18 protein-coding genes are annotated in these 17,991 nt (G+C 52.3%); 3 read left to right on the plus strand and 15 right to left on the minus strand.

Going from position 1 to position 17,991, the window contains the following annotated elements:
* Positions 1 to 66: 66 nt before the first annotated feature.
* Genes EKO24_RS11855 through EKO24_RS11865 form a run of 3 tightly spaced genes read left to right on the plus strand, consistent with a single transcriptional unit; the run spans position 67 to position 2,326 of the window.
* Positions 67 to 459 (plus strand): group I truncated hemoglobin, encoded by a 393-nt coding sequence (locus EKO24_RS11855; RefSeq protein ID WP_127029127.1) that lies wholly within the window; start codon positions 67 to 69, stop codon positions 457 to 459.
* 21 nt (positions 460 to 480) lie between these two features.
* On the plus strand, positions 481 to 1,458 hold the full coding sequence (locus EKO24_RS11860; protein WP_127029128.1) for a 2Fe-2S iron-sulfur cluster-binding protein: 978 nt from the start codon (positions 481 to 483) through the stop codon (positions 1,456 to 1,458).
* 40 nt (positions 1,459 to 1,498) lie between these two features.
* Complete coding sequence (locus EKO24_RS11865; RefSeq protein WP_127029129.1) at positions 1,499 to 2,326, plus strand: nucleoside phosphorylase-I family protein; 828 nt, start codon at positions 1,499 to 1,501, stop codon at positions 2,324 to 2,326.
* Between the two features lie 4 nt (positions 2,327 to 2,330).
* Here the strand turns inward: EKO24_RS11865 and EKO24_RS11870 are convergent, their stop codons facing one another.
* The 15 genes from EKO24_RS11870 to EKO24_RS11940 all read right to left on the minus strand — a co-directional run bounded on the left by EKO24_RS11870 (position 2,331) and on the right by EKO24_RS11940 (position 17,751).
* Positions 2,331 to 2,693 carry a SirB2 family protein gene (locus EKO24_RS11870; protein WP_127029130.1) on the minus strand — a complete coding sequence of 121 codons (363 nt, stop codon included), beginning with the start codon at positions 2,691 to 2,693 and terminating at the stop codon, positions 2,331 to 2,333.
* Positions 2,690 to 3,658, minus strand: a complete 969-nt coding sequence (locus EKO24_RS11875; protein ID WP_127029131.1) for a homoserine kinase — start codon at positions 3,656 to 3,658, stop codon at positions 2,690 to 2,692. The genes EKO24_RS11870 and EKO24_RS11875 overlap by 4 nt, the downstream gene beginning before the upstream one ends.
* Positions 3,659 to 3,670: 12 nt before the next feature.
* The gene (locus EKO24_RS11880; RefSeq protein WP_127029132.1) at positions 3,671 to 4,012 is read right to left on the minus strand and encodes a DUF2782 domain-containing protein; all 342 of its coding nucleotides are present in this window, start codon (positions 4,010 to 4,012) and stop codon (positions 3,671 to 3,673) included.
* A 150-nt stretch (positions 4,013 to 4,162) separates the two neighbouring features.
* Positions 4,163 to 4,915, minus strand: a complete 753-nt coding sequence (locus EKO24_RS11885) for a response regulator (protein WP_241674495.1) — start codon at positions 4,913 to 4,915, stop codon at positions 4,163 to 4,165.
* Positions 4,908 to 7,655: a sensor histidine kinase gene (locus EKO24_RS11890; RefSeq protein ID WP_127029133.1), complete on the minus strand. Its 2,748-nt coding sequence runs from the start codon at positions 7,653 to 7,655 to the stop codon at positions 4,908 to 4,910. The genes EKO24_RS11885 and EKO24_RS11890 overlap by 8 nt, the downstream gene beginning before the upstream one ends.
* Positions 7,656 to 7,685: 30 nt before the next feature.
* Positions 7,686 to 8,261, minus strand: a complete 576-nt coding sequence (gene kdpC / locus EKO24_RS11895; RefSeq protein ID WP_127029134.1) for a potassium-transporting ATPase subunit KdpC — start codon at positions 8,259 to 8,261, stop codon at positions 7,686 to 7,688.
* 162 nt (positions 8,262 to 8,423) lie between these two features.
* Complete coding sequence (vapC, locus tag EKO24_RS11900; RefSeq protein ID WP_127029135.1) at positions 8,424 to 8,825, minus strand: type II toxin-antitoxin system tRNA(fMet)-specific endonuclease VapC; 402 nt, start codon at positions 8,823 to 8,825, stop codon at positions 8,424 to 8,426.
* Positions 8,822 to 9,046 (minus strand): hypothetical protein, encoded by a 225-nt coding sequence (locus tag EKO24_RS11905; protein WP_127029136.1) that lies wholly within the window; start codon positions 9,044 to 9,046, stop codon positions 8,822 to 8,824. Before EKO24_RS11905 ends, vapC begins: the two co-directional genes overlap by 4 nt.
* A 254-nt stretch (positions 9,047 to 9,300) precedes the next feature.
* The gene (gene kdpB / locus EKO24_RS11910) at positions 9,301 to 11,370 is read right to left on the minus strand and encodes a potassium-transporting ATPase subunit KdpB (RefSeq protein ID WP_127029137.1); all 2,070 of its coding nucleotides are present in this window, start codon (positions 11,368 to 11,370) and stop codon (positions 9,301 to 9,303) included.
* 247 nt (positions 11,371 to 11,617) lie between these two features.
* Positions 11,618 to 13,342: a potassium-transporting ATPase subunit KdpA gene (gene kdpA / locus EKO24_RS11915; protein WP_127029138.1), complete on the minus strand. Its 1,725-nt coding sequence runs from the start codon at positions 13,340 to 13,342 to the stop codon at positions 11,618 to 11,620.
* Positions 13,342 to 13,431 carry a K(+)-transporting ATPase subunit F gene (gene kdpF, locus EKO24_RS11920; RefSeq protein ID WP_127029139.1) on the minus strand — a complete coding sequence of 30 codons (90 nt, stop codon included), beginning with the start codon at positions 13,429 to 13,431 and terminating at the stop codon, positions 13,342 to 13,344. Before kdpF ends, kdpA begins: the two co-directional genes overlap by 1 nt.
* 458 nt (positions 13,432 to 13,889) lie before the next feature.
* A complete protein-coding gene (locus tag EKO24_RS11925) occupies positions 13,890 to 14,789 on the minus strand; it encodes an NAD(P)-dependent methylenetetrahydromethanopterin dehydrogenase (protein ID WP_127029140.1) in 900 nt (299 codons plus the stop codon).
* A 155-nt stretch (positions 14,790 to 14,944) separates the two neighbouring features.
* The gene (locus EKO24_RS11930; protein WP_127029149.1) at positions 14,945 to 15,910 is read right to left on the minus strand and encodes a magnesium and cobalt transport protein CorA; all 966 of its coding nucleotides are present in this window, start codon (positions 15,908 to 15,910) and stop codon (positions 14,945 to 14,947) included.
* Positions 15,911 to 15,946: 36 nt separating this feature from the next.
* A complete protein-coding gene (locus EKO24_RS11935) occupies positions 15,947 to 17,158 on the minus strand; it encodes a hypothetical protein (RefSeq protein WP_127029141.1) in 1,212 nt (403 codons plus the stop codon).
* Positions 17,159 to 17,385: 227 nt separating this feature from the next.
* A complete protein-coding gene (locus EKO24_RS11940) occupies positions 17,386 to 17,751 on the minus strand; it encodes a hypothetical protein (protein WP_127029142.1) in 366 nt (121 codons plus the stop codon).
* Positions 17,752 to 17,991 lie beyond the last annotated feature (240 nt).

Genomic DNA, 17,991 nt, shown 5'->3' on the forward strand with positions numbered 1-17,991 from the left:
TACACTTCTCTATGAGCAAGCTTGCTTAAATAATAATAATTACACTACATAATACTGGAGACCATAATGAGCGATACACAAGAAACAACTTCAAGCCCATCCCTTTACGAAAAGCTCGGCGGCGAAGCGGCTGTTAATGCTGCCGTTGATATTTTTTATCGCAAAGTGTTGGGTGATTACCGCATTAACCGTTTTTTCGACAATTCCGACATGGAAAAACAAGCGGCTAAACAAAAAGCTTTTTTAACCATGGCTTTCGGCGGTCCGAATAACTATAACGGCCAAGACATGCGCAACGCTCATGCCCATCTGGTCAAGATGGGCTTAAATGCCAGCCATTTCGACATCGTCATGGAGCATCTCGGCGCTACTTTAACCGAATTAAACGTACCGCAAGAATTGATTGCTCAAGCTGCTGCTATTGCAGAAAGCACACGCAACGACGTTTTGGGCAAATAATTGAAATACCAGGTGGAGACCATGCGAAGCATAACTATTGGCGAATCAACATTTTCCTGCCAACCGGATGAAACTGTATTGGACACCCTGTTAAGGGAAAACGTAAAAGTATCTTATGGTTGCCGCCAAGGACTTTGCCAAGCCTGCATGATGCGCAGCCTTGACACCCCTCCACCTGTCTCAGCCCAATCCGGCCTTAAGGATACGTTGCAAAAACAGAAATATTTTCTGGCTTGCGTTTGCCATCCGGAACAGGATATGACCATTGCGTTACCTAACCAGCAAGGCTCTTCGGTTGAAGCGGTCGTTGTCAAAAAGCAGCGATTAACGCCCGACATCGTACATTTGGTTTTGGAATACCAAGCCCCGTTTGAGTTTTTCGCCGGCCAGTTTGTTAACTTAAAACGGACCGACGGCTTAATCCGCAGCTATTCGATCGCGAATATCCCGCATCATAAAAATACCCTGGAATTTCATATCCGCCGCTTACCGAACGGCCAATTCAGCAGTTGGGTATATGATGAATTGGAGTTAGGCGCTCAGTTGTCGGTCTCAGAAGCCCAAGGCTCTTGCCACTATTTGCCCGGACGCGCAGAACAGCCTTTATTGCTGATAGGAACAGGCAGCGGCCTGGCGCCGCTTTACGGCATTATTGCCGATGCGTTGGCGCAGGAGCATTCAGGTCCTATCCATTTATTCCATGGTAGCCGCGATGTTAACGGCTTATATATGATTGATGAAATGCGCGAACTTGCCGGAAAATTCGCCAACGTCCATTACACCTCCTGCCTTTCCGGCGAAGAGAGTGATTCGGGCCATGTCCGGGGCCGCGCTCACGATGTCGCCTTATCGTCCATTGAAACTCTGAACGGATGGCGAGTGTTCCTGTGCGGACATCCGGAAATGGTCAACCAAACCAAAAAAATGGCCTTTATGAAAGGCGCTTCAATGGCCGACATTTATACCGACGCTTTTCATGTAATGCAGGAAAACAAATAAGTAAAGGCAATGTCGCTTACTGCAAGCGACATGAGACCTTATGAATCAATTAACCTCACCGCAAATTTTCATCTACGCGGCCTTGCCTTGTGAGGCCAAGCCGCTGGTTGAGCATTTCAATTTAAAAAAAGACACGACTGTCCAGCCGTTTGCAGTTTATCTCAATCAAAACATCTGCCTGACAGTAAGCGGACTCGGCAAAAGCGCGATGGCTGCCGGAGTGGCTTACACCCAGGCCTTGTTTGCTTCGGTTGAAAACCCGGTTCTGGTTAATATCGGTATCGCCGGACATAAAGACCATGCCATCGGCAACCTGTTTTTAATCGATAAAATCACCGACGCCGATAGCGCTAAGAGTTATTATCCGCCGCTGGTCTTCACCCCTTCCTGCGCCAAAGCCGGCATCCAAACCGTATCAAGAACGCTGCTTAATTATGACCCGCACACTCTTTGCGACATGGAAGCATCGGCATTTTATGAAACCGCTGTACGGTTTTCGTCCGCTGAATTAATCCATTGCCTGAAAGTAATCTCCGATAATGAATCATCTCCTGCCGGGAACATCCAAGCCAAGCAGGTTGCTGAATTAATCGCGGCGCATGTGGCAACGATTGAAACCCTACTAAAAGAATTAAGCCGCCTAGCGAAACTGATATCCGGGCCGGAAGAATCGGTACTGTTTGAACAACTGCTGGAACGCTATCATTTTACCGTCAGCGAACAGGGACAGCTAAAAAACCGGCTGTCCCGCTGGACGACGTTAACCAACGCCCCAGTTCCCGAATTCGATAAAGACCGGTTGCCCAAAGCCAAAGACGTATTGTTTTGGCTGGATCAACAAATCGGTAAACTTGAATTTTCTTTATGACAATTTAGAAAAATATGAAGGCACTCTTCGTGACCGCGACTGCCGCAATATAAACGAAGCAAGCCAGCGCACCGGCAAAAGCTTTCCAACGCAAATCGCCCTGGCTCTTGATAGCGACAATACCCAAGCCGACGTAGGCCACTAAAGCTATCAGCTTGGCGACAATCCAACCGTATTCGCCCGACAGCCATGAGCCTTGAAACACCAGCGTAAAACCGCTAAGCAGCAACAAGCTATTGATAATATGCGGCCCGATTTTTATCCATTTTTGTTCCAGCATCGCCGGCTGTTTTTCCGCCAGATAAACCCTGCCGATAAAGCTCGAGATAGATAAGAGAATAAAGATCATATGAAGAAACTTAATCATGCTGTGCTCCTAAGGTTAAAAATATTTTTGTCATTCGCTAAATAAGACTGTTGCCGATGCTGCAATAAAATACGCCGAAAAACCAACGGATCCTTTTGCTGGGTTATTTCGCCGGACCGGGGATAAAACCGATAGGCAAGCCGCGATAACCAGAAACGTAACGCCGCAGCCCTCAGCAATGCCGGCCAGTATTGTTTTTCCAACGGCTGCAACGGTCTCAGGCTTTCATAAGCCGTTAACAACGCCGCTAGTTTTTCTTTATTTATCAATCCCTCGTCACAGCACCAGTCATTCGCTGTTATCGCAACATCCAGCAGCAACGTATCGGTGCAGGCGCTGTAAAAATCCAATAAGCCGCTGAGCCGGTCATCGTCAAACAACACATTGTCCCTGAACAGGTCGGCGTGAATCACGCCTCGAGGCAAATTCGCCGGGGTGTTTTGCGCTTGAAAAGCCAGCTCATCGTTAATCAGTTCGCGATCTGCCGCCGATAAATGCGCGTCGATTTTATTCAGCACCGCCTCGCACCAGCTTAAATCATTGCCGCTTTTTATCGGAAAAACATAGCCTTCCGTACAACGGTGCAAACTTGCCAACTGTAAACCTATTTCCTGGCAATGCAGGATTGACGGCGACACCACCGCCGTGCCGGACAAACGCTTGAATACCGCTGCCGGTTTACCGTTAAGCCGGCGCAACGAATTTCCCTGTCTATCGCATTGAGGACTTGGGCAAGGCAGATCGCTTTTACCCAAATGCGCCAATAATTTTAAAATATGCGCCAACTCATCGACAGCCAGCGATTCAAACAGCGTTAAGACGAACCGGCCCTGCGTAGTGGTTACCGAATAATTGGTATTGTCGATGCCGTCCGTTATGCCTTCAAAACCGACGACTTCACCGAGGACATAAGAATTAAAGAATTGATCGAGTTGCGGACGCGTAATGCAAGTAAATACAGACACGAATCTAAGCGGCTACCATTCCAACAACTTCCACATATTGATGTCCGAATCTCTATCCAGATCGCTACGCCGCACATCCATCTTGCCGTCGCCGTTGAGGTCGAGAAAATAATACGGAGGACCGACGGCCGGAACGACTTTTATCATATAAAGCCTGCCGCCACGGCGATATTCCTGGATAGTATCCTTGCCTTTACGGATAATCGTAATGTCCGGCTCCATATTCTCACCGCTTTGCACCGGCAAAGGCGGCTCCGGCGCTTCAGGCACAGCCTCAAGCCTTGGGGGCTTTTCGTCGTCATCGGCTGCATAAACCGAAAAAGCGAGCAAACTCAGTAACATAAAACGCCGCATAACGTGACTCTTTAAAAATAAAAATGGCGGTTATCTTATTACAGTTTTTACCGGCTTGCTTAACTAAAATAAACCGATAATCGATGCCAAGTGTTGGATTTCATTTAAATCCTATCGAACAACGTTATATGCACTGCGAACCGAATTAACTTACTCCCCGCCCGCCAACCGATACCCAACTCCCGCTTCAGTTAGCAAATATCTGGGCTGGGCCGGGTCGGCTTCAAGTTTGCGGCGCAATTGCCCCATATAAATCCTGACATAGTGGGCATGCTCGACGTAGGCAGGCCCCCAAACGTCCAGCAGCAACTGCCGGTGCGTCAGCACTTTACCGGCATTGTGGATCAATACGTTCAACAGGCGGTACTCGATTGGCGTCAGGTGAATTTCCCGGTCGCCGATATGCACGTTGCGCCGGGCTAAATCGACCCGCAAGTCGCCGACGCAAAACAACGTTTCAACGCTGTCGCCGGCAAGCTGGGCGGCATGGCGCAGCGATACGCGGATGCGCGCCAGCAATTCGCCGATGCTGAACGGCTTGGTCAGGTAATCGTCCGCTCCGGCGTCCAACGCGCCGATCTTGCTGTTCTCCTGGCTTCTTGCCGACAGCACGATGATCGGCACCGCCGACCATTCCCGGACTTTCCGGATCACCGCTATGCCGTCCATACCCGGCAAGCCCAAATCGAGGATGACCAACTCCGGCTTGCGCGTGCCGACTTCTATTACACCTCGTTCACCGGTTCCGGCCTCAATGACCTGAAAACCATGAACGCTCAAACTGGTCCGTAAAAACCGGCAGATTTGCGGATCGTCTTCGATAACCACGATGACCGGTTTGGCGTTCGCCGCGCCTGTTCCCGACAGTCTTGCGGCATACACACCATCCTTAGCGCTATTCATCTTGCATCGGCTCCGCAGCCAGTTGCGGCGGCGCTTCATCGACCGGCAACAGGAAAAAGAACTGCGCCCCGCCGCTTTGCCGGTTAGTTGCACCAATAACGCCGCCATGCGCCATAATGATGGCCTTGCAAATAGCTAAGCCCAGGCCGACTCCGCTTTGCGTACCTTCTCGGTGTACCCGGTAGAATTTATCGAACAGTTTTTCCTCTTCGCCGGGCGGTATGCCGGGGCCGCGATCCGCGACCGTGACCTTTAGCATATGGGCGGAAAGTTCGGCGACGATGTCGATCGGGCTGCCCGGCTGCGTGTATTTACAGGCATTTTCCAGCAGGTTGACCAACACTTGTTCGATCAGCACCGCATCGACACGCACCAGGCAGAGTTCGTCCGGCAGCTTGGTATTGACGGCCCGTCCTTTAAGCCGCTTTTTCATTCGCGTCAACGTGCCGCCGATAATTTCGTCCAACAGATACCATTGCCGGTTCAACGATGCCTGTCCCGCATCCAGCCGCGCCATATCCAGAATATTATTGGTCAGGTTCGACATGCGTAACGCTTCGTCATAGATAGTCAGGCTTAATTCTTTCCGGTCCGAGGCGTCAAGCTGGGCATCTTCTTCGACCAAGGTACTGGCCGCACCGACAATCGACGCCAACGGCGTGCGTAAATCATGCGAAATCGCGCTGAGCAACGAATTGCGCAAGCTCTCGGATTCCATCCGCAATTGCGTTTGCTGCGCCTCATCGGCAAAGCGCACCCGCTCAATAGTTTGCGCAATCTGGCTGATAAAAGTGTCCAACAGCCGCCGCTGCTCAGGTAAAAACACCCGGCGCAAATTAGCCGCCCGCAACACCAACACACCGATCACGCCGCGAAAACCGGACATCGGAAAATACACTGCATCGGCACCGGGTAGCGTATCGGTACCCTGCCCGGCTATCTGGCCGTGATCGAAAACCCACTGCGCAACGCTAAGATCGCAATTGAGCAAAGATTCCGGGACCGGCGGATCGACAGGATAAACAATCCTTCCATCGTCGTCAGGAAACAGCAACACGCTGTTACCGCCGAATTCATCCTGAATATGCCGCACTGCCACCGTGGCCGCTTCCGTGACGGAGCGGCTGGTTGCCAGCTCTTCACTCAATGCATAAAGCACATTGGCCCGGCGCTCGCGGTGCGAAGCAACTTTGGCCTGCGAGCGCATATTGCTGGTCAAATGGCTGATGATCAAACCGACCAGCAGCATAATTAAAAAGGTCACTAAATACTGGACGTCCGCAACGACAAAAGTATGAACCGGATTCACAAACAGAAAATCGAACGCGGCCACGCTCAATACCGAGGTTAATACGGAAGCCTCGCGACCGAAGCGGGCTGCCATGAACACCACGCCCAGCAAATAGACCATGACCAGGTTAGCCAGTTCGAATTTACCGGACATTAGCCAGGCCGCTAAACTCGTGCAAGCGGTCATGCCAACCGCCCACCCCCAATTCAACCAGCGCCGCTTGCCTCGGCCCCAGGGATAATTGGGCCGCAACGCTTTTGTCAGCGGCATTTCTTTAGAAATTTTTTGCTCGGCACGGCCTTTGCCGCGCGGGCTACCGAGCAAATAAACGTTGATGTTATGCGCTTCAACAATCAGCGTATCGACAACCGAACCCAGCAGCCAGCGCTTCCAGCCGCGGCGGCTGGGTTTGCCTAATACGATTTTGGTGATATTGCGGCTTTTGGCGAACCCCAGGATTTCCCTGCTCATATCCGGGCCTGACAACGTCGCCGTTTCGGCCCCCAACTGCTCGGCAAAACGCAAAACCCGCAGCACCTCGTCGCGGCGATCGGCAGGCAGGCGTTGCAGTTCCGGCGTTTCCACGTAGGCCACGATCCAGTGAGCATGGAGACTGGTAGCGAGCCGTTTGGCCGCGCGCACCAAGCGCTCGGCAATCGGATTGGGGCCTATGCAGACCAGTATGCGGTCGCCGACCGGCCAGACATCGCTGATCGCATGATTCTCCCGATAATCCTGCATTTGCGCATCGACCCTGTCGGCGGTCAGGCGTAAGGATAATTCCCGCAATGCGATCAAGTTGCCTTTGCGGAAGAAATTGCGCATCGCCCGCTCCGCCTGTTGCGGCAGATAAACTTTGCCTTCCTTGAGCCGCAGCAATAATTCATCCGGCGGCAGGTCAATCAATTCAACGTCATCGGCCATCTCGAAAACCGTATCCGGCACGGTTTCCTTAACCTGGATACCGGTGACTTGACTGACATCGTCGTTGAGGCTTTCCAAATGCTGGACGTTCAGCGTGCTGTACACGTCGATGCCGGCATGCAGTAATTCTTCGACATCCTGCCAACGTTTCGGGTGGCGGCAACCGGCAACGTTGCTGTGCGCCAACTCGTCCACCAAGACCAGGCTGGGACGGCGCTTCAACACGCCGTCCAAATCGAATTCGCGCAGCACCGTGCCGTGATGTTTCACTAATTTGGGCGGCAGTACATCCAGACCTTTTAATACGGCTACGGTTTCCGGCCGGTCATGCGTTTCGACCAGCCCGACCACCACATCGACGCCTTCATCCCGCTTGGCTTTGGCTGCCAGCAGCATTGCGTAAGTTTTGCCAACGCCTGCTGCCGCGCCGAAAAAAACCTTAAGCCGCCCTCGGCGGCGCTGGTTTTCCTCGCGTTCCACGCGGGCTAACAGGGTGTCAGGATCGGGACGGCTGGAATCGTTCATAATGCGGTTTATGTTTATTTAAGCCGGACTTCACTTAAGACGCTGATCCAAAGCCAAATTCAACTTCAATACATTGACCCGAGCCTCGCCCAACACGCCCCATTGCCGCGCTTCGGTATAACGCTCAACCAATGCGCGCACGCTGTCCGGCGACATCTGTCTGGCTCTGGCAACGCGGCTGATTTGATAAGCCGCAGCGCCAGGGCTGATATCGGGATCAAGACCGCTGGCCGAGGCGGTTACCAAATCCACAGGCACCGCTTCCGAATGTCCGGGATCGGCATCGTACAAGGTTTTGACGCGCGCTTGCACAGCGTCCAGTAATGCCGGATTAGTCGGTCCTTGGTTGGAGCCGCTGGATGCAGCGCCGTTATAAGCAGCTGGCGACGTCGCCGAAGGCCGTCCCCAAAAATACTGGGGTTGGGTAAATGGCTGACCGATTAACTCGGAACCGAGCGGCTGCTCATTACTGCCCAGCAAGCTGCCGTTGGCTTGGTTCGAAAATACGCTTTGCGCGATCAGCGTGACCGCCAATGGATAAGCGATACCGGTCAATGCGGTGAAACATAAGAGTAAGATTAGTGCGGGTTTGATAGTGGTTTGCATAAGTAATTCCCATGACTTGAGTTTAATAAGACGCCCCAATACCTTGTTTTCGCCATCCGACGGTTGAGAACGCTGTCGGTTACGGCTTTCAGGTTAAGGAAAACTGGAAGGTTACAAGGGAACAACATGGTCCGGCCGGCTTCAAGTTATCTAAAGTATTCTTCATGCATCTATCCAATCCTCAATCAGCAAATCCTGAACGCGAATAAACTCCTTGGTGTTATGGGTCACTAACGTAACTCGATTGGCCCTGGCCGTTGCGGCAATCAATAGGTCATTGGCGCCAATCGGTTTGCCTGTTTTCGTTAGCAAAGCCCGGATTTCACCATAATGCGCTACCGCATTATCATCAAAAGGCGCGCTTGGAAGCTCGGCGAAAAATTCTTTTAACAAGGCCTGGTTAGCCGTTATCCGTTCGCTTTTGCACGCGCCAAACCAGAGTTCCGCTTTTACTACCGAGCAAAGCATGAGCTTTTCCATGCCTACCGTTCTTATTTTGGCGATAACCGCCGGATTGTTTTTCAAGAAAGCAATGCAAGTGTTGGTGTCTAATAAATACATCATTCCCACTCTTCCCGAGTTTCCGGCAACAGTATGTCTAACTCCGGAAAATCGGGAATCGCTCCGGCAAAACGTTGGATAAACGCTTCGGTATCTGGTTTCTTGAGGCTGTCTTCCACAGGCAGAACGATGATTTCCGCCTGTTGGTAATATTTAAACTCGGACGGTAACTTGACGGTCATTACATCGCCTTCTATGGATTGGATTTGTCTTAATACGATCATTTTTATCTCCTTCAAATTTGAAGTTATGCATCGTTCCCATGCTCCAGCCTTACGTTCGACAGCGTTTGAGCATTGCTGAACGCATTTTCACCGAAGCCCTTATTTTACGCTGACTATCAAACTCCAGCTTTTACTGTCTCGGGAAGCTAGAGCTTCCCGGAGGGCATTCCCAAGCAAGAGCTTGGGAACGAGCGGAAAAGCAATAGCATGACGATGGCGGGTTTGATCTGCTTGGTCATTGTTGGCTCCCTTAATTAAAACGGTAACGCAGTTAAGCCGAGGTCAATCAGCTTAATTCCTATAAACGGCACGATAACCCCGCCGCCACCGTAAACCAATAAATTATTGCGCAGCAATGTCTCTGCGTTTTGCGGACGGTACCTAACGCCTTTCAATGCCAACGGAATCAACGCGACGATAATCAACGCATTGAATATCACCGCGGCGAGTATCGCGTTGTCCGGGCTGCTGAGTCCCATGATATTCAGCACGCCCAGCTCGGGGTACGTGCTCGCGAACGTGGCCGGGATGATCGCGAAATATTTGGCTAAATCGTTCGCCAAACTGAACGTGGTCAACGCACCGCGCGTCATCAGCATTTGCTTGCCGGTTTCGACGATTTCGATCAGCTTGGTCGGGTTCGAATCCAGGTCAACCATGTTGCCGGCTTCTTTCGCCGCCTGCGTGCCCGAGTTCATCGCCACCGCGACGTCGGCCTGGGCCAGCGCCGGCGCGTCGTTGGTGCCGTCGCCGGTCATCGCAACCAGCCGGCCTTCGGCTTGTTGCTCGCGAATCAGCTTCAATTTGGCTTCCGGCGTCGCTTCGGCCAGAAAGTCGTCGACACCCGCTTCGGCCGCAATCGCGGCGGCCGTCAAACGGTTATCGCCGGTAATCATGATGGTTTTGATGCCCATGTTGCGCAGTTCGACGAAGCGTTCCTTGATGCCGCCCTTGACCGTATCTTTCAGCTCGATGACGCCCAATACCCGGCTGCCGTCGGCGACCAGCAGCGGCGTGCTGCCCCGGCGCGCGACGATGTCGGCCACGCGCGTCGCTTCGTCGGGAAATTTTGTGCCCCGGCTTTCGACATAGCCGCGGATAGCGTCGGCAGCGCCTTTACGAATCTGGCGCTCGCCGATATTGATGCCGCTCATCCGGGTTTGCGCGCTGAACGGTACGAAGGTCGCGTCCAGGTCGTGAAGTTTGCGTTCGCGAATCGCAAATTTCTGCTTGGCCAGCACAATGATGCTGCGGCCTTCCGGCGTTTCGTCGGCCAACGTCGCCAGTTGCGCGGCATCGGCCAGCTCTTTTTCGCTGGTGCCGCCAATCGGCAGGAACGCAGAAGCCTGGCGGTTGCCGAGCGTGATCGTGCCGGTCTTGTCCAGCAACAGCACGTCGACGTCGCCGGCCGCTTCGATGGCCCGGCCCGAGGTCGCGATCACGTTTTTCTGCATCATCCGGCCTATGCCGGCGACGCCGATAGCGGACAGCAAGCCGCCTATCGTCGTCGGAATCAGGCAGACCAGCAGTGCGACCAGCACGGTGATCGAAACCGGCGTGCCGGATTGGGCGATTTCAACGCTGTACAGCGAATACGGCAGCAACGTTGCGGTCACTAATAGAAAAATCAGCGTCAACGCGACCAGCAGGATCGTCAACGCGATTTCGTTCGGCGTTTTTTGCCGCGACGCGCTTTCGACCATCGCGATCATCCGGTCCAGGAACGCTTCGCCGGGATTGACGACAACCCTTGCAACCAGCCAATCGGACAACACCCGCGTGCCGCCGGTGATTGAACTGAAATCGCCGCCCGACTCGCGGATGACCGGCGCGCTTTCGCCGGTGATTGCGCTTTCGTCGACGCTGGCGGCGCCTTCGATGACTTCGGCGTCGGCCGGCACGAAATCGCCGGCTTCGATCAGCACGATGTCGCCGCGCCGTAGCGACGTGCTGGTGACTTTGCTGTAATCCTGGCTATAACCAGGCTCGTCCAGTTTTTTCGCCATGATGTCGCGCTTGGCGCTGCGTAAGGATGCCGCCTGCGCCTTGCTGCGGCCTTCGGCGACGCTTTCGGCGAAATTGGCGAACAATACGGTAAACCAAAGCCAGAAGGTAATGGCCAGGATGAAGCCGGTTTGTGCGCCGTTCCCGGACAATAATTCCGATAAGCCTATGCCGGAGGTCAGTATACTGCCGATATAAACGACGAACATGACCGGGTTTTTCCATTGCTGTTGCGGCGCCAGTTTGCGAAAGGTATCGCCTAGCGCAGACAACAGAATCTGTTTGTTAAATAGTTGTTGCGTATGACTTTTTGTGCTCATAGAGTGTTTCTCTTATTGCTTAAATCTATGTGGCTACCCCGTCCCGTTTGACGTTTAGGCAAGTGCCGCATCAAAGACCTTCCAGGTTTTACGGCTGCCAGGGATGGCGGCCGAGACTGCTCCCGGCAATCCTCGGCATTTCCTCCGTCCATGGCGGTCAGAAGTGCTGGAGCCGCCGGGAGCGGCTCCAGTAAAAACCAGGAAAGTCTTAACCAGGACTTCTTGTCGGGGAATGGCATAAACCCGCCTATTTCCCGTTAACCATCGCCAAATGCTCGACCACGGGCCCCAGCGCCAGCGCCGGCACAAACGTCAGCGCGCCGACCAGGACGATGGTGCCTATCAGCAGCACGACAAACAGCGGTGTATGCGTAGGCAAGGTGCCGGCTGTGACTGGAACGGTCTTTTTGGCCGCCAATGAGCCGGCGATAGCAAGTACCGGGATAATAATTCCGTAACGTCCGATCAGCATTGAGATAGCCAAGGCGATGTTATAAAACGGCGAGTTGGCGCTTAATCCGGCAAACGCACTGCCGTTGTTGCCCGCCGCCGAGGAAAAGGCATAAAGAATTTCACTGAATCCGTGCGCGCCGGGGTTAGCAACCGCTGTTTTCCCTGCGTCCATCATGATCGCCACGGCCGTGCCGCCGAGGATCAGCAAAGCCGGAATTAAAATAACGATTGCCGACATTTTCATCTCGAACGCTTCGATTTTTTTGCCGAGATATTCCGGCGTGCGACCTATCATTAAACCGGCGACAAACACCGCAATCAACGCAAAAATCAGCATGCCGTACAGGCCGGAACCGACGCCGCCGAAAATGATTTCACCCAATTGGATCAGCCACATCGGCATCATGCCGCCCAACGGCGTGTAAGAGTCAAGCATCGAGTTGACCGAACCGTTCGACGCCGCCGTGGTTGCGGTCGCCCACAGCACGGAATTGACGATGCCGAAACGGGTCTCCTTGCCTTCCATGTTGCCGCCGGATTGCTCGACGCCAAGCGCAGCCAGCGCCGGATTGCCGCCTTGTTCAAAACCGACCGTGACAAACAGCAAGCTGACCAACACCAGCGTCATCGCAGACAAAATAGCCCAGCCCTGGCGCTGGTCGCCGACCATCGAGCCGAAGGTATGGCACAACGCGGCCGGAATCAGCAAGATAGCCAGCATTTCGAGGAAGTTGGACAGCGGCGTGGGATTTTCGTAAGGATGCGCCGAATTGACGTTAAAAAAACCGCCGCCGTTGGTGCCGAGTTGTTTGATCGCAATTTGCGAAGCGGCAGGCCCCAAGGCCAGGGTTTGCTTGGCGGTTTCCGTGGCGTTGGCAACCTGCTCAAGCTGCGGAATGCTGTAATAAGGTTTGAATGTTTGCACGACGCCTTGGCCGGCAAGTATCAACGCAAACAAAAACGATAGCGGCAAAAGAATATATAGCGTGCCTCGGGTCAAATCCGCCCAAAAGTTGCCGATGCCGTCGGCATGAGCGCGCTGAAAACCACGTATCAGAGCGGCCAAAACCGCCATCCCGGTGGCGGCCGAAACGAAGTTTTGCACGCTAAGCCCCAGCATCTGGGTCAAATAGCTCATCGTCGTTTCGCCGCCGTAGCCCTGCCAGTTGGTATTGGTGGTAAAACTGACCGCAGTATTGAATGCCGAATCTACCGAGACATTAGCCAACTGCTGCGGATTCAACGGTAGATGGCTTTGCAGCGTTTGCAACGCGAATACGGTCAGGACTCCGAACAGGTTAAACCATAGCAAAGCCGTCGCGTATTCTTTCCAGTTCATGTCCTGTTCCGGCTTAACGCCGCTCAGGCGGTAAAAACCGGATTCCACAGGCGCCAACAGGCGTTTCAGCCATAGCGGGCGGTTTTCATAAACCGCCGCCATATAGTTGCCCAAAGGCTTAGCCAACGCCAGCAGGACGATAAAATATAACGAGATTTGCAACAGACCGTTTGTAGTCATCAGAATTTCTCCGGATAAAATAACGCCACCAGCAAATAAATGAATAAGGCGCATGCGAGCACGCCGCTCAAACCGTAGATAAAAGTCATAATTGCCTTTTCCTATGAATGTTTCAAGTTGTCAATGTACTGCTATCGTTATAAAGAAACTGTAAAAAATAACGGTCTATTCAAACCTTCCGGATTTTTAAAAACGGGAAGGTCTAACGCGCGCATAATCTTAAGCCAATGGCGGAGACGAATGATGCGAATGGGTAGGGCACGCATCGCGTACCTTTTGGAAACTTGATTTAACGGAAAACGTTGAATGCGGTCGGATAGCGTCTGTTTTTGGGGAACTTCTAAGATTAGTTGCGCTTACGCCATGCCAAAATGCTATATCGAAAATGCAACGGGAGTGCAAGCTTCGGCTGTCAGCGGCACCCTGAAACGGCTTCGGTGCGGATTTCCTATTGCGACTTAAGCCGTTCATATCGAAGCATGAACGGCTTAAGTCAACAGGAGCAAGCCTGGCTGAGCCTGAAATAGGCTTATCGCTTCAGTTATTTTTACGCCTGTTTTTCGAGCAAAGACAACGCGAATTCGTAAGCTTCAGGAAAATCGATCAATGCCGCTTTGCTGGATTTTTGGATTTGTTCGAACAAACCGAACTGAACTTTGTATTTCAGGTTGCCGATAGCCAACGGTCCGACACTGCGGAAACTGCCGTTAGCATATTCAACTTCCGCGCCTAAATCATGCAAGCCTATGCCTAATATCCCGCTGGGAGGTACAGCGTTGGTGTCGGCGGCCGCCAACAGGTTGTGGGCATTTTTCAATGAGCCCTCGAGAATACGCACGCCGGCTCTTGCAGCGCAGATAATCACCTCGCTGTCGGCCACTTCGTTAGTTTTTTCTTCGTTGGTTTGGGCGGAAACCCATTCGACATTGGCTTCATAGCGCTGGCAAAAGTTCAACGCCTCTCTTTTGTCATCATCGGCAAGCAACTGGCACAACTTGACGTTCGCGCCTTGCTTGGCCGCCAGTATGGCCGTACAGATTCCGACCGGACCGGTGCCGAATACGGCGACGTTGCGGCCGTTCAAGTCCATGTTGTGATGCTCTTTCAGCACCTTTGCAACCAGCGCGACGACGCTCGCGGAAGTCGTATAAGCGCCGTTCGGATCGGCAAAAACGCCGACTTCAAAAGGTTCTACCATCGCTTTTTTCGCGCTTTGGAACATATCGGTCGCCATATGGACGTCGCGTCCGCCGATAAAAATACCGGTATCGTTAAAACGTTTCGGCGGACGGCAAAAAATAGCATCCTGAACCACGGCCGCTGTATTCTTGGCTTCAATTTTAGTCAGCGGCACCACTATATCAAAGCCGGCATCGGCGGCGAGGGTGACATCAAATGGGCTGATGTTTTCGCCGGGCGTCAAAAAGTACAGGATTCGTTTTGTCATGAATATTCCGTTAATTATTTTTTTAGGATTAGATACAGAACAAGGACTTTTGCCTTGCAGGAAATGACCGGTTTCCGCTCGGATCGGCAATTGCTTGGGATCGGAACGATGCTGCTCATCACGATAGTCTAGCGCATCGCGTGCCTATTTTAAAATTACAGCCAGCCGGCTTTTTTCAAACGTAAATAAAGCAACAAACTGCACAGCGCCACGCCGCCGATGACGGCCGGATAACTGTACTCCCAATCCAGCTCCGGCATGTGCCTGAAATTCATGCCGTACCAACTGAACACCATCGTCGGTATCGCCAAGATAGCCCCCCAACCGGCTAGCCGTTTGACGACTTCGTTCTGGCGCACCGTTTCAAAAGTCAGGTGCACCTGCATCGCCGCCAATAGCATTTCGCGCATGCCGTGAATCGCCTGGTCGATGCGTTTAATGTGATCGGCAATATCGCGAAAATACACCAGCACGTCCTTCGGAATAACGCCGCCGTGAAAACGCATCAGCTCATTGCAAATATCGATGACCGGATTTATCGCACTTTCCAACTGCAACAACTCTCGTTTTAATTCGTAAAGGCCTTCTATCGTTTGCCGGCTGGGCCGGTATGCAAATATTGCCGATTCCAATACATCGAACCGTTCCTGCAAACCGTCGATAACCGGTATATAGTTATCGACGATAAAATCCATGATCGAATACAGCACAAATCCCGGCCCTTTCGCCAATTGCTGCGGCATGGCTTCGCAGCGCTCCCTGACTTTGCTGTGACTGCGCGACGCGCCATGCCTGACTGTCACCAAAAAACGCGGACCGAGGAAAATATGGGTTTCGCCAAACTCGACCTGCTCTTTGGCAAGATGGGCGGTATGCAACACCATGAACAGCGATTCGCCGTATTCTTCGATTTTAGGACGCTGGTGCGCGGCGCAGGCATCTTCGATAGCCAAATCATGCAACCCGAATTCCTTCTGGATTTCGGCTAATAATGCGGCGTTTGCTTCGCGTAACCCCAGCCAGACAAAAGTGTGCTCCCGTTTCAGCACTTCGCTGATGTCTTCGATGGTCACGTCGCCGATGCTGACGCCGTTTTGATAGGCCACGCACTTCATGACCATGTTGTCGTTTGTTGGTTCAGTCAAAAGTTTTCCCCGTTATTTGGCAATAGTAATCGCCGGCGCGCCCTGCTGCGCCAGATCGGTAATAGTCATTTGAAAAATCTGGCATAACAGCCGAAAGCCTTCGCGATTCCATTGATAGCCGGTTTCAGCTTTAAGCGCGTAGTACCAATCGCCGAACTTCACGCTCATATCGGCTGCCGGCGGTTCGTCATCGCTAACCAGCATAGCCATCGTATACACCGGGTTCTCGCTGACAATTGGCGTTTGCGGATGTTGGGCAACCGTATATTCGGGATCGTCAGTGATGGACTGTCCGATAAAATTCAACACATTGTGAAAACTGCGTAAGCGAAAAACCCCGTGTATCGGCCATTCGCCTCCCGGATAACCAGGCCGGATATCGACACTGACATCGTTATCCGCGCCCTGGTCGGCTTCTTCATGCAAACGTATGCGCTCCTCGTTGCTGAGCGTTGACGGATCGTAATTGGTCAACAGGATATGGCCGGTCACCCGCTTACTTAATATGATTTCCTTACGCTCGGGCCGATATTCCACCTTGAATTCTTTTTGCAGTCCGGCCATTTGTTCCGCCGTCAACGATTGGGCGGGCAAAGTCCACTGCTGGTCGAACATCAACGGTTCGACAAATAACTTGTGTCTATCCTGGATCGACGACAAGTGCAGTACAGCTTGCCGAAACAACCGGTAGCCTCCGGCATCGGCAGGCTTGTTCAGGTAAATACCGCTCTGTTCGCCGCTATAAACGCGCAACTCTCCGGACAGCAGGCGCAGCACCAAGTCCACGTCAACGCCCTGCCGCAATAACATGGTCAGTTTGTTTTCCTGAAATGGCGTCAGCAATCGGCGGGTAAATTCCTCGCCTTCGATCGGCACGATACTGATGGTCGGATTCTCGGAAACCGTGCCGCCAAACACCGGCGTCAATAACGAACCGGTCTCGCCGGTAAACGCCGGCGTCGCCCCGGCATTAAATTGAAAATTAAACGTCGCGGCAATATTGGAAATGCCGGTGAAATGCAGCGGTTGATGCTGATGGGAGCGGGCAATATTTAACAGCAGCTGTTTCGATAACGTATCTGTCGTTGCCTTGTCGTATTCGATGACCGCATAATCCAGCGCGATCGGTGAAAAGCAACCTGACAGGCCGCATAAGGCCAGTATCGTCAACCGCTTTGCCAGGGTCCTGGCTAACGCTACCGGCCGGTAGAAATTAAAAATCATGTCGTCCTTTGAATTTGACAAAAAATGAAGCTTGCATGCTATCCGCTACTGACATTAAGTTAAGCCGTTCGTGGTGAGTTTGTCGAATGAGGCGAACGGAACGAGTTTTAACTTAACGGCAGTGATGCTATACGCACTAAAACCCGGTTAAATTTTATTTGTTAGCGATGTCTTTTACCACCTTCAAAATACCGATAACGCTTCCGTGACTCAACAATGCCGATTTGTCAGGGCGAAACATCCGGCACTTTCTGCTCAAGGATGATTTTACCGGTTTCTAAGCTACACAGTGTAAACCACTCCGCATCTTGCTCCGCCTGTATCTCTATCCGCACCCAAAAATCTCCGTGCCGATGTACGATCCGCTGTTTTTCAATAACGCCGGGATGCTGAGCCAGGCTTGCTCGTCGGCAGGATTCGATGTGGACCTTATTCGAGGGCAGCGCATAACGATCGGCAGTGCCTGAATCCGTACCGGCAGCTTGCTTATAAGTTCCCGGTTTCGCTAGATTATCCAGTGGGATTGAAAATGCAGCCCGAGCCATAAGGTTCATGGCCAGGATCAAAATAATTTTAATCAATTTGTTAATCATGAAAGCACCTCGCAGAAACTTACATGGGAAACAATGCTTAAATTGCCCCGACGCAACCAGGGGATTTATTACTCGCGATGCGCAAACCGATTGCGCATGAATAGCTGATACCTTAAAAAAGCCGTAAACGGAAGATAATTAACTAAATTTTATACCCAAAGGGCATAAGTTTCGTTTGAGCGGACGAGCCGCTCAACTCAGCTTTATACCCAAAGGGCATAAGTTTCGTTTGAGCGGACG

Source organism: Candidatus Methylobacter oryzae (assembly GCF_003994235.2).
In the GTDB taxonomy this organism is placed as follows: Bacteria; Pseudomonadota; Gammaproteobacteria; order Methylococcales; family Methylomonadaceae; genus Methylobacter_A; species Methylobacter_A oryzae.